This window comes from Anaerobacillus sp. 63XJN7_5_ISO-PGPR-S23-430 (assembly GCF_056173695.1).
This window is the reverse complement of the sequence record NZ_CM149686.1, coordinates 3,904,369-3,917,501: the sequence shown is the minus strand read 5'-3', so window position 1 is coordinate 3,917,501 and position 13,133 is coordinate 3,904,369. Positions and strand designations below refer to the sequence as shown.

General features: G+C 36.6%; 11 protein-coding genes and 1 pseudogene. 10 read left to right on the top strand and 2 right to left on the bottom strand.

Translation table 11 applies throughout. The features are described 5' to 3' along the window. The first annotated feature begins 194 nt into the window (after positions 1–194). The 5 genes from AC0VYJ_RS20180 (at position 195) to AC0VYJ_RS20160 (ending at position 5,305) form a co-directional block, all read left to right on the top strand. Positions 195–746, top strand: a complete 552-nt coding sequence (locus tag AC0VYJ_RS20180; RefSeq protein ID WP_475366077.1) for a DUF7686 domain-containing protein — start codon at positions 195–197, stop codon at positions 744–746. Positions 747–1,450: 704 nt separating this feature from the next. Then, positions 1,451–2,689: a Fic family protein gene (locus AC0VYJ_RS20175; protein ID WP_475366076.1), complete on the top strand. Its 1,239-nt coding sequence runs from the start codon at positions 1,451–1,453 to the stop codon at positions 2,687–2,689. 143 nt (positions 2,690–2,832) lie between these two features. Beyond that, positions 2,833–3,036 (top strand): hypothetical protein, encoded by a 204-nt coding sequence (locus tag AC0VYJ_RS20170; protein WP_475366075.1) that lies wholly within the window; start codon positions 2,833–2,835, stop codon positions 3,034–3,036. Between the two features lie 241 nt (positions 3,037–3,277). Then, positions 3,278–3,523 (top strand): hypothetical protein, encoded by a 246-nt coding sequence (locus AC0VYJ_RS20165; protein ID WP_475366074.1) that lies wholly within the window; start codon positions 3,278–3,280, stop codon positions 3,521–3,523. Between the two features lie 1,221 nt (positions 3,524–4,744). Beyond that, the gene (locus tag AC0VYJ_RS20160) at positions 4,745–5,305 is read left to right on the top strand and encodes a DUF7686 domain-containing protein (RefSeq protein ID WP_475366073.1); all 561 of its coding nucleotides are present in this window, start codon (positions 4,745–4,747) and stop codon (positions 5,303–5,305) included. A gap of 637 nt (positions 5,306–5,942) precedes the next feature. Here AC0VYJ_RS20160 and istB read toward each other — a convergent pair. Beyond that, complete coding sequence (gene istB, locus AC0VYJ_RS20155) at positions 5,943–6,662, bottom strand: IS21-like element helper ATPase IstB (protein ID WP_475366072.1); 720 nt, start codon at positions 6,660–6,662, stop codon at positions 5,943–5,945. After that, positions 6,662–8,161 (bottom strand): IS21 family transposase, encoded by a 1,500-nt coding sequence (gene istA / locus AC0VYJ_RS20150; protein WP_475366071.1) that lies wholly within the window; start codon positions 8,159–8,161, stop codon positions 6,662–6,664. The genes istB and istA overlap by 1 nt, the downstream gene beginning before the upstream one ends. 284 nt (positions 8,162–8,445) lie before the next feature. Between istA and AC0VYJ_RS20145 the strand changes: the two genes are divergently transcribed. The 5 genes and pseudogenes from AC0VYJ_RS20145 to AC0VYJ_RS20125 all read left to right on the top strand — a co-directional run bounded on the left by AC0VYJ_RS20145 (position 8,446) and on the right by AC0VYJ_RS20125 (position 13,079). Further along, positions 8,446–8,628: a hypothetical protein gene (locus AC0VYJ_RS20145; protein WP_475366070.1), complete on the top strand. Its 183-nt coding sequence runs from the start codon at positions 8,446–8,448 to the stop codon at positions 8,626–8,628. A 1,164-nt stretch (positions 8,629–9,792) separates the two neighbouring features. Then, positions 9,793–10,353 (top strand): DUF7686 domain-containing protein, encoded by a 561-nt coding sequence (locus AC0VYJ_RS20140; protein ID WP_475366069.1) that lies wholly within the window; start codon positions 9,793–9,795, stop codon positions 10,351–10,353. A 333-nt stretch (positions 10,354–10,686) separates the two neighbouring features. Then, positions 10,687–11,043, top strand: a pseudogene (locus AC0VYJ_RS20135) (transposase); the annotation flags it as partial. Between the two features lie 138 nt (positions 11,044–11,181). After that, positions 11,182–11,448, top strand: a complete 267-nt coding sequence (locus AC0VYJ_RS20130) for a hypothetical protein (RefSeq protein WP_475366068.1) — start codon at positions 11,182–11,184, stop codon at positions 11,446–11,448. A 95-nt stretch (positions 11,449–11,543) separates the two neighbouring features. After that, positions 11,544–13,079, top strand: a complete 1,536-nt coding sequence (locus AC0VYJ_RS20125) for a YifB family Mg chelatase-like AAA ATPase (RefSeq protein WP_475366067.1) — start codon at positions 11,544–11,546, stop codon at positions 13,077–13,079. The last annotated feature ends 54 nt before the right edge of the window (positions 13,080–13,133 follow it).

Here is a 13,133-nt window from a genome sequence, read left to right as displayed (position 1 = left end):
CACTATCACAAATGATAGTGGCTCTAATACTAATTTTGCAGGATGCGACGTTGAAAGAGACAGATTAATTGTTCCAACTATAAACATAAGAATAAGATTTCGAATGTTCGCTGGATTGAACTTTATACTCCTAATTAGGTTATGTCATAATAAAGAGAGCGTAAGAAAGTATGACTTAATTAAGGGAGATACCTATGAAAAAATGTGATCGTTGTCAGAATAGAGAAGCTACAATTGTTTTGACAGATATTAATCAGGAGCACCTTTGCAATCGTTGTTTTAACGAGATGGTTTCTGATGAAGTAGGTGTTAGGTTAGAGTCTATACCTGAAGAAATAGAGGTTATCGATCACTCAGGAACTAGAAGTGTCTTTACGGTCCAACCGCGACTTTATCCGAATGGGATATTCTTGGAGGCTACTGAGGATATAGAATATGGGTACGAGTTTTCTGTGCATGGTGAGCTAGAGTGCAATCAAACTGAGTTATATGAAAGACTGGTAGATAAAGTAAAGCGTGGTGTTTCAAAACGGTTTATTAAAGTAGGAGAATTTCCGAATGGTCAAAAATATCAATCGATCATTGATGATAAGGTAGTCGGACGTATTGATCACGATGAGATGAGCCCTTCTTTCCCTATGGTTGTGATAGATGGACAACCTTATACTTGGGAACAATTCGGTGAGATGGTGAAAAGCTTTGAGGGACATAGGGACAAGTTCCTCGTCCCACTAAGAAGGACTTGAATTTGACCCACTACTGACATAAGTGATCCACTATTACTTTATAGTTGTTAGGATGAAAATATTACAGGGTCTGACGCTTACTTATGAAATACACGTGGGAATTGTTCACCTCTGCTAGTTAATAGTAATTCCCTGTATTCTACATATGAACACACCATATTAACGTAACCTTGTTATTGCATAGGATAAGTCTACTACGTAATACAACTGTTAATCTATGTATGTAGTTGGAAATAGTCTGTCATTCTGCGGTAAACAATATGTCAGCCGATTTAACTTCCTGTATGGTTTGCTATTTCTTTACGCCAGTGGCTTCCTGTTTCCGCTTTGCTCGCAGCAATCACCGAATAAATATCGTCCTTTCATTTCATCAGATCCGCTCCGCCGCTTTCTACTGTCCCATTGTGTTTACAATTTTGGTTTCCAAAACATGAATACTAAAGATATATAGAAGAACCATACGAGATATTATTTCCATTGTTAGACATAAAGAAAAACCAGAAGATAATCGTCCAAATGATTACCTCCGGGTTTTTCGCTTTGGGTTAACGAGTGATCACCAGCAACGTCTAGGTAAAGCCTAAGTTATTGTAATAGGCGCTTTATGAAGACTTAAAATGTTAATATTTTATTTGTAATGTTAGGTGATTCGGTTATATAATTTTAAAAAAAGGTTATAATTTAAAATAAGAGAGGTGATAATTATGCAATATGAGAGATTATCAAAACTTTTTTATAAGGAAGGCAATGAATATTACAAAAATGAACTTGAAAAAAGAAAAAATAGTTACGGTAGCTATTTATCGTCCCTAAAAATCAGAGGTTTTCGAAAAGGACAAATACTAAATGAAACTTACCATTTGTTTTATGTTAATACTCATAAATTAATGTCTTTAAATAACAAAGTCCTAATAAATAGTTCAAAAATATCTACTCTGATCAGTAAGCTTCCTAACTTTGTAATTGAGCCTTATTTCCACAAATTAATTGTTAATGAGGCACAAAGTAATAATGAAATCGAGGGTATACGTAGTACAAAAAAAGAGTTAAAAGATGTATTAGGTGATTTAATGAGATCAGAGAAAAAACATAAACGGTTCAAAGGGCTTATGAAAACCTATTTATTTATTGATAAAATCGAACCTTTTACAGAAATATCTGATTTTAGAATGTTGTATGATGATTTAGTATCAGATGAAATAGATACAGATGATGAACCTGATGGTGAATTATTTAGAAAGGGATATGTAGAAATAAATGATGGAATAAATACTACACATATAGGAGTAAGTTCTGAAGTTAAAATTATTGAATCTCTAAATGCTTTAGTAAATTATCTTGATGATGAACAACATTCTGAATTATATCGCTATATGGTGGCTCATTATTATTATGAATATATACATCCCTTCTATGATGGGAATGGAAGGACAGGACGTTTATTAGTGTGTAGTTACTTATCAAGATATTTAGAGAGATATTCTGCTATTACTTTTTCATATGCAGTTAATAAGAACAAATCTAAGTATTATAAAGCACTTGAAGAAATACCTTCCCCATTAAATAAAGGTGAAATGACATTTTATTTGGTAGATATGCTAGAATTACTTTCAACTGGACAGGAAGGTATTATTGAAGATTTAGAGATAAATTTGTCAAAAATCGAACGAATTAAAGAATCATTTAATAATAATACGTGGGCTGAAAGATTAGAGGAGGCTGAATTATTAAAAATAATGACTTATTTAAGTGTTTTTGTTAATGATGAAGCAATCTTTCCTGTAACTAAATTAATGGAAATCACTAGTAAATCAAGATATAAAATAAATCAAATAATGAATAAACTAGAAGAAGAAGATTATGTTAGAGTAGTTAAACAAAGACCCAAAGAATATAAAGTTACTGACGATTTTTTAGATAGGATCCTCGTTGATTACAGTTAGAGCCATAGAGCCAAGGGACATGGGAACAGGTTCCTTGTTCCAACCAGTGAAGAAGGACATGGGATAGACTAACCTCTGCCATTTATTTGATCCACTTAGGACAAGAAAATGATCCACTAGTGCCATAAGTGAGCCACTATCACATGATAGTGGCTATGATACTAATTTTGCAGGATATTAATTCAAGAGCTAAAAGAGTTAAAACTGATTTGACCACTTTGGCTATTTATAATTATGAATTACTAGGATATAAGGAAATAGAGGATATCAATAAACATTTAAGTATTAAAACAGCTTACTATTTAAGTGAAAAAATTAAAGATACGGTTTGGAATAATGCTATTTAATTTGTTATACATACCAAAAATGGTACTGGAATAATTGGATTATCTCCTTTTATTAATTCAATTATGCCAATAGTAAATAGGTATATAAGTCAAAATGGGGTTACTTTTGGTGATGATAAGGAAATAATTAACCAAATTGATTTTGAAGCACAGCATATAGCAGAATTTATTAATAGAGGATGGAATGTTGTTAGAAATAAGTGGGGATTATGATTTGAAGAAAAAATAATAAAAGACATTGATGGTAGTTACATTAAAACTTTTTATAGTAATGCAAAAGACCACAGGAACAAGTGCAATAAATGAATTATTGGATTTGCAGTTTGGAGAACATGGATTTGAGGATACTGCTTTTACAATGTTTGAAGGCACTTTAGAAAAATGCCGAGTTAAATCCGAAGATTGGATAGTAGGGGGGGCCAGAATCACGGGGACGGTTCTGGTGATTCTATATTGCAATAGCAGCATGAAAAAAGCAATTAATTAGGACTAGCATTGCCATATTATTGCTCCACCATAGCCATTGTGAGTGTGAGGGTCGACCTCCGCTGCAATAGACTCCCACAACAAGGTGCAAGTCTATTACAGCGGAATTTTTTTGTTCTAAATATCAAGAACCATAAGTTGTTGGAATTAAGGGAGCGGTTATGATCATTCACTATCATTTTTTTGCAAGCAAGTGAAGCAGTAGAACCGTCCCGGTGATTCTGTTTTAGTTAAATGGAGGAGTACTTGCTTCAGTCATATCAAGCTTCTGCCCCTATACCATGTCTTTCATTAGAAATGTCCCCGTTTATCATAATTTGGTAGGAGTCATGTATAATGCGATTCAATAATGTCACCATTGAATCGAGAATCCTGATTAATGTCTGCCCCCATTCGTATTTCTTTCCAGTCAGATGGTTTGACGGATACCTTTGTCAATGTTGCCGATTATAAAAAAAGATTGATTTTTCGTTCTTCCCGTTAATATATCTCTTTTTCGAACAGCTTGCCGTTGGCTTTTTTTTTTATTTTCAAATAAAAGGACTTCCGTTACCTACATTTTTATAGTGCCATGAACATCCAAAATCTTATCACTATTAAATATTTTCGAGTTAAAATTAAAAATCAAAATATTAAATCCAACTACTAAATATCTGAAAATTATATTAGACTAGAAGAAGATGGAAGAGTATCTTTTTTTTAAAACGTTATGTTCATTATAATTTTAGAGAGGTGAATTTGTTGGATATATTTCTATTGGTAGAATCACGGGGACGGTTCTCGTGATTCATTTCCCAATATAATTTCCACAAATATCATTCAAAAAGAAACCCAGGTAAACTGATTATAATATTGTTAGTTTGCCTGGATTTTTTTGTTTATGAGTGAGAATCAGCAGGAACTGTCCCGTTGATTCTCAAATACAAGAGGACAGCTTCCTCGTCCCACTAAAGAAGAAAAAGCCATACCTCTGTCCTCTTTCTGATCCACCAAGGACAATAAAATGATCCACTCGTGCCATAAGTGAGCCACTATCTTAAATGATAGTGGCTATGAAAGTAACTTTGCAGGTAGTATTTTTAGAAAGGCAGACTACTGACCTTAACAATAACCATAGTAATTTGTTTCCAGTGTTCATTAGGTTGATCTTTATACTTCTATTTAGATTATGTCATAATAAAGGAAATGCAAGAATAGTATGACTTAATTAAAGGAGATATCTATGAAAATGTGTGATCGTTGTCAGAATAGAGAAGCTGCAATAGTTTTCACAGATGTTAAACAGGAGCATCTTTGCAATCGTTGTTTTAACGAGATAGTTTCTGATGAAATCGGAGTTAAGTTAGAGTCTATGCCTGAAGAAATAGAAGTGACCGACCATTCAAAAACTAGAAGAATCTTTACGGTCCAACCGCGACTTTATCCAAATGGGATATTCTTGGAGGCTAGTGAGGATATAGAATATGGATACCAGTTTGCTGTGCATGGTGAGCTAGAGTGCAATCAAACGGAGTTATATGAAAAGCTGGTGGATAAAGTAAAGCGTGGTGTTTCAAAACGGTTTATAAAAGCAGGGGAATTTCCGAACGGTCAAAAATATCAATCTATCGTTGATGACGAGATAATTGGACGTATCGATCACGATGAGATGAGCCCTTCTTCCCCTATGGTTGTGATAGATGGCCAACCTTATACATGGGAACAATTCGGTGAGATGGTTAACAGCTTTGAAGGATCTCAAATCCAAATGAATTTTTTTGATATGACAGACGATTTGGGATAGGTTCATAAACCGAATCGAACGGGGACGATTCTTATAATTAAATTCCAAGTTTTGTCAAATTTATACGACTATTAATACTTACAAAGAAACCAGGTAAGCTAACTATTTTACTGATTATCTAATCTGGTTTCTTTGTATTTCGTGAGTATATGATTTAATAGTGTTCCGATGATTCTTCCATTTCTCTTAAATGGGTAAGTCAATTTGAGAAAACTAATCAAATGTTATTGTAAATAGTATTTAATTTATGAGAATTAAATCCGATATTATATAAAGAAGAAATAATTGGAAAGGTAGTTGCTTATTGCTTTCATGAGTAGTCGACCTACAAAACGTCAAGCATCATGAAACTTTGTACATGATTCGCTTGATGTCTATTAAACTATTAATAACGAATTTCTCCATGAATCACGGGGACGGTTCTCGTGATTCACTTCCAGGTTTAATCAAACGTATACAACAATTAATACTTAGAAAAGACCAGTAAGCTAACTATTTTACTAATTAGCTTACTGGTCTCTTTGTATTTTGTAAGCTAAAGAATAAAAACGGTCGTGCTGCTGCTTTCATTTTGTATTTGGCAAGTAAAAAATGTATGAAATGGCATTTAATTATGCATGCCACTTGCTCCTCCAAATTAGCGTTTTTGTAATGACTCCTTATACCTAAAACTATCTCCCGTAAATAATAATAGATGAGAATGATGAATCAGTCGGTCAATGACTGCTTCAGTAAGGATGGGATCCCCGAATACGTGATTCCATTGACCGAATTGAAGATTAGTAGTGATAATAATGCTTTTGTTTTCATAACACATGGAAATAACTTGGAATAATAGCTCTGCGCCTTCCCTGTTCAAAGGGATGTACCCCAATTCATCCAGCACCAGTAAATCAAGCTTTTCAATCTGTTTCATGACCTTTGTCAGGGTACCAGCCTGATTGGCATCTATTAGCTTGTTCACCAATGCTGCCACGGTATAAAACCTTACTTTACTGCCAAATGTATGTATGGCATTTAAGCTTATTAAAGTGGCCAAGTATGTTTTCCCCGTCCCCACTCCTCCATACAAGATAAGGTTTTCTCTCTCCTGAATGAAGTTACCCTTTAAAACGGTCTCACGGTCAATCCCTTGGGGGATTTGAATATGTTGCCACTGATATGGCTGATCACCGGTTTTAGGTAATTGAGCTTGACTTAGTAATAAGTTGATCTTTCGTTCTTCTCGATTTTGCACTTCTTTCTCAAACAAACTCAGTAAATATTTTTGTGGATCTCTTTCTTCTATTTCATGATAATTCTCCCTGATCCAGCTGAGCTTTAATCGCTTTGCGTACTCCTCAATCTCGTTCCTCATCATACTTCACCCTCTGACTGGAAGAATGCATCATAATGAGATAAGCCTCTTTGAATATTTGGCATGGCAGGTACTGGAGTTTGAAGATTTATAGCCTTGTGTTGATGATCTTGGTTAAGCAAGCTATAAAAACAATGCTTAATCTGTGCTGCACTCGGATGACCGTGTTGCGAAGCGTTCACTAGAGCTTCTTGTAAAAGAGTGAAGTCATCATTTTTCAATAGACCTCCCAATAATTTCAGTACTTCTTTTTGCTCTTCTTCTGTACAACACCTTAAGTATTGTGTCCACTCAGGGGGGAATTGTTCATAAATGCTAGTGTACTTAATCGCTCTTGGTCGCCTTGATAGTAAGTCAAGGTAAGGCTGCCAAATCATTGACTGCCTTTTGATTCCATATAGTCGGGAATGTTTCACGATCACTTCGTTCTGATCGTTTAGGATGGACACAGTGTTGTACGTAACTCGCACCTTCACCTCTTGTCTTGCGAACCTCGGAGAGGTGGAATACACCTTAGAATCGTATTGAACCATCCCATACTTATCCGACTTTAATTCTTGATAGATAGCACATTCAAAATCCTTTTCAGGAAGGATGAGCCACTCTTGCTTTTCTTCTTTAAATAGATACTGTAGGTTTACTTTCTTTTTATAATGTGTTCGATCACGATCTTCTTCTGCCATTTCCCATAGAGTCGCATTGAATTGATCAAGATCTAAGATGGTACACTCCGGTAATAAAAAGTTATTCCGGACGTACTTTACCATTGACTCTACATGACCTTTTTCATTTCCTTTTCTCGGATTACAAAATTCATATTGAAACCCAAAATGCATTACAAATCGGTCAAAGGTATCTGTCAGTTCTCGTTCTCCTTTAGCTAATATCTTTTTCACTGCTGGAGACAGGTTATCAAAACGTATGGTTCTCGGTACGCCTCCCATGTATTTAAAGATTCGCTGTAAACCTTCTAGTAAGCATTCAGTGTTTTCAGAAGGAAACACTTGAAAATAAAAGGTATTACTGAAGGGAAAAGACATGACTAAGTAGGGTAACTCGATTACTTTAGATTGATAACTAAAGGGCGCTGTTCCAAAATCAACTTGTGCTGTCCCTGGTAGAGACTCCAATGGTAATGCAGCTTCTTCAATGTAATCATGCAATTCTTTCTTTCGTTTAGAAACATAATCCCTAACGGTCCGATAGGACCCTTTGAAATCATGAAACTTCACTAATTGAGTAAACATTCGTTTCGCCGTTCTATGAAACTTCTTTTTCTTTTTTAAATCTTCTTTTATCCATTTGTCGATAATGGGTTTAACATGTTCCATCACAGGAGCTTTACGCTTTTGAACCTGCTTATACTCAAACTCTTCTTGGTTAGCATACTTTTTTACAGTTCGTGGATCGATTCCCATTCTATTTGCAATACTAGCGTAGCTATCACCTTTTTGATTAGCTTCGTGTCTGATATAATTGATCTGTGCCACTTCTAACATCTCCTAGATAATCCTCCTGTCAAACGTTGTTGGTCCAACGAGGAGTTTAAAGTTATTTTGGGAGGTTAGCAAGTGGCATTTTCTTTATGCCTTGTCCCGCGGGGCAAGGCATAAAGAAAATGCCAAACCCTACATTAATAGATTGCCATAAACATTCATTTAAATTAAAGGAATAAGTTAATTTAGGAGTACTAATTGGAGGTTATTGTAAATGGTATTTAAATTATGAGGATAAAATCCGATAATATAATAAGAAGAAATAACTGGTAAGGGAGTAGTCATAGGTGAAGCAGTCACTTTTTGCTTTCATGGAAGAGAAACATAATAAATTAGCAATAACTGGAATGTATATTGAAGAAAATCTTTACATTGATCCTCAAACCGTTCTGATTAAATCTCGCATTTTTGCAGAAGAGTTGGTTAAGGAAGTGATGGATCAAGAAAATATTTCGGTCTTTTTTATATAGTAAACAGGTAGAAAGAATAAGTCATTTATATAATCAGGGTGTGCTAACTGACTCCATCTACTCAAAATTGGAGTGGATTCGAAAGAATGGGAACAAGGCGACTCATATAGCGGACATCCCAACGGTTGAGAATGCAATTTCGGCGCATCGATACGTATACGAGCTCGCGGTTTGGTTTTATGAACTATATGCAGGCATTCATTTCACACCACCAGAATATCAACCCCCTTTAATAACTCCAGGGTTGTTCGTCGGAGAAGATTTTTTAAGCAAAACGATACATAAAATTGTGGATCAATCACATCAGAATGTTCAAAGCAAATTAGTTGAAATTCAACATGAACTTCGTGAACTAAAGAACTTTGATACAGAAAAGTCGAATACTCGAAACTCAATGACTACGTTAGATTTCGATCAGGTCAACTTAGGTAACAATGAGCTAGAAGCGTATTTGAAAAAAACCAATTGGAAATTATAGATAAGCGCCAAGTAGGAGGGTGTTTATGGATTATAGGAGGAGAGGAGATAGCAGATATAATATTGCCGTTAAAGAGATTCAATTACATCTTTCGTTTCACAGAGAAAGGTAGTCGATCTACTAAACGTAGAGCATCATGGTTTCTTGTACGTGATTGTTTTAAATGATGTCTATTAACCTTTTAATACGAATAGATTCTGCAATGACAAGTGATATAGAGATTGATTATTTGGTGCGTCCATTTAATAAAGCTATTCAAGATGAAAATGTTGGATATCAGAATAACTAGTATTAGAAAGATTAGCCGAAGGAGATTGAGAAAATAGTGATAAGAATAAAAAGCATTTTTCCTCTTCTCGTTATCACTACTACGTGGGACATGGGGACAGGTTCCTCGTCCCAACCCGTAAAGAAGGATCCATCTCTGCCTTCTATTTGATCCACTTAGGTCAAGAAAATGATCCAGTCGTGCCATAAGAGAGCCACTATCAAAAATGATAGTGGCTTTAATCTTCATTTTGCAGGTAGTGAAGTTGGAGAGACAGACTCCTTGTCCCCCAGCTATAAACGCTAGAATAGAATTGTAAGTGTGTGATGAATTGAATTTACTTCTCCCATTTAAATTATGTCATAATAAAGAAAATACAAAACGTAAGAACAGTATGATCTAATTAAGGGAGATAGTTATGAAAAAGTGTGATCGTTGTGGGAATAGAGAAGCTACCATTATTTTAACTGATGTTTGGCAGGAGCGGCTATGCGATTGTTGTTTTAACGATGTGGTTGCCGATGAAGTAGGAGTTAGGTTAGAGCCTATACTTGAAGATTTAGAAGTGACCGATCACTCTGGGACTAGTAGGATGTTTACAGTTCAACAGCGGCTTCATCCAGAGGGTCTATTCTTGGAGGCTACTGAGAATATAGAATATGGCTACGAGTTTGCGGTGCATGGTGAGCTAGAGTGCAATCAAACTGAATTATATGAGAGATTAGTAGATAAAGTGAAGCGTGGTGTATCAAAACGGTTTACAAAGGTAGGGGTATTTCCTAACGGTCAAACATATCAATCCATCATTGATGACGAGGTAGTTGGACATATTGATCACGATGAGATGAGCCCATCGCTACCTATGATTGTAATAGATGGACAACCTTATACATGGGAACGAATAGGTGAGATGGTTAAAAGCTTCGAAGGATTCCAAATTCAAATGAAATTCTTTGATAAGACAGACGATGTGGAGTAGGTTCATAACAGATGTACAGAGTCTTATCCTTTCCCACAAAAGTGTTGGCGGGACACAGGCATACTCCCGCTGTCATCCTTCTTTTCATTGTTATCGCAATTTAAAATTGATTTTGTTGAAGGATTCTTGGTATTGGTGTCTAATAAATAAAAGTGCTTCCGTTTAGTGATTACAAAAGACACCTCTTTTCCCCTTTTTTAGAAGTACCCCCCAGTATCTATCCACCACATTTTTGTTTAACTCTTTTTTCCTTTTCACTAATTCCTTTCTTAGAATTCCCAACTTGTATCTAATTTCGTTCTTAATAACAGCCGAAAAAGAGGTGATGTTCATCTGCCAAGAAAAGCTAGAAAGAAAAGTAGCTCTGGAGTCTATCATGTAGTCTTCAGAGGGATTAACCGTCAGACGATTTTTGAAGATGAGGAAGACAAGGAGAAATTTTTAGAAGTCCTTGCTCGATACAAAATAAAAAGTGGCATTGAACTATACGCCTACTGCTTCATGGATAATCATGTCCACCTGTTGGTAAAGGAGACAGAGGAGAGCCTCGCAATTTTTATGAAGAGGCTAAGCTCGAGTTATGTGTATTGGTACAATTTAAAGTATGAAAGATGTGGCCATCTATTTCAGGAAAGATTTAATAGTGAGAACGTGGAGAGTGATGCCTACTTTGTGACCGTGTTGAGATATATTCATCAGAATCCCCTTAAGGCAAAGTTGGTCAGAAGTGTATGGGACAGTAAGTGGACGAGTATCCATGAGTATGTACGTATCATAAAGCTTGTTGATATTGACAGGGGGTTACGTTTATTCTCTGAAGATCGGAAAATGGCTCGACGACGTTTTATCCTTTATATGCAAGAGACAAATCAAGATCAATGCCTAGATATCAAAGAGACTATAAAACTTTCAGATGACCAGGTTAGGGGCTATCTTCGTACAATAGGCATTCTTAGCAACAGCATGCTACAGCAAATGGATCGAGAAGAGCGAAATGTTGTTTTAGCAAAGATGAAAAGAATCAATGGAGTTTCCATCCGTCAGATCTCTAGAGTAACCGGGATCTCAAAAAGCGTGATTGATCGCATAAAGTGAAAGATGGATATGGGTTTGTAATGATATTATAAATCCTTATTCAGAACACTTTTTCAAAAAATCATTCGCTATGATAAGCATAAGGAGGAATTGGCTTGTCTTCGAACGTTACCAGTATCGGACTAAGAGGTTTGGAAGGGTATCGAGTGAGAGTGGAGGTTCAGGCAGTGGATGGGATGGAAACCATCGTTATTGTGGGGCTACCCGATGCTTCTGTGAAAGAATCGAAGGAGAGAGTAGCTGCAGCTCTTCACTCTATGAATCACTCCCTTACCGACCAAAAAATCATTATTAATCTGTCTCCCGCGGAGCAGAAGAAAAATGGGCCATTGTTTGATCTGCCTATGGCAATAGGCGTACTCCTCAGCTTGAAGGAAATTCAAGTGAATCTCTCAGAAGACTTTGCATTTATTGGTGCTCTTTCCCTGGATGGTGGAATTCGGCCGGTAGAGGGGATGTTGCCTGCCATATTGGCGGCGAAGAGGCTTGGTCTTAAGAGGTTATATCTGCCTTTTGATGAGGCGTTACCCCACTTGGAATTTAATGGGTTAGATTTGATTTATGTTTCTACATTAAGTGATGTCATTCAGCACCTTTACGGCCAGACAATCCTTTCATTTCGTCCACCAATTACACAAGAAGAATCGATCATCGAGAGCACAGTTGATTTCTCAAAAGTCGTTGGCCACTCGTACGCAAAGCGAGCATTAGAAATTGCAGCAGCGGGCGAGCATCATGTATTCATGTCAGGCTCCCCGGGGTGTGGAAAAAGTATGCTTGCCGAAGCCTTTCCATCTATCCTTCCCCCTTTAACAGAAGAAGCACGACTTGAAGTCATGAGCTTGTATCAGCTAAATACCTGCAGCCCCGCATCATCCCGCGAGCCACCCTTCCGAAATCCCCATCATTCTGCATCTGGTGTTTCCATTATTGGAGGAGGACAAAATCCCAAGCCAGGTGAGGTTTCCCTTGCTCATAAAGGAGTCCTCTTTTTAGATGAAATAGCTGAATTCACAAAAAAGACGCTCGATATGTTAAGGCAACCTCTTGAAAGCGGAAAGGTGACGATTAGCCGTGCGCATTCAACCGTTAGTTACCCCGCTCAATTTATTCTGATAGGGGCGATGAATCCATGTCCCTGTGGCTACCTTCATTCGCCGACCCATTATTGCACTTGTACTCCAAAACAAATCATCGCCTACCATAATCGACTCTCAGGTCCGATTCGTGACCGGTTTGACATTCACCTTTCCCTAAAACCAGTAGATTTGCAAGCAGATCAGGAAAAAGAAAAGGAAAGTTCAGATGAATTTCGAAAACGAGTAACTGCAGCAAGGGAAAGGCAGTACGATCGCTATGGAGAACAACTTTGCAATGGCAGAGTCTCATACGACCAATTAACAAAAAGCAATTTTCTATCAAACAGTCAGCAGCATATGATTCGCCAGCTATCCTTAAAGAACAACTTAAGCAATAGAGCACAGATTAAAATTTTAAGACTAGCCCGTACTATTGCTGACCTGCAACAGGTTAAGACGATTTCTGATGGTCATATTTGGGAGGCGGTGAAGTTACAGAAGAGAGGGGAGGAGAATGGACATCGATTGAGAGTGAGGAAAGGGTTGAAGTGAAGGAGGGGCAAGGAAATTTGTCGTAAGTCCATAATTGATTTATTTATAGAGATG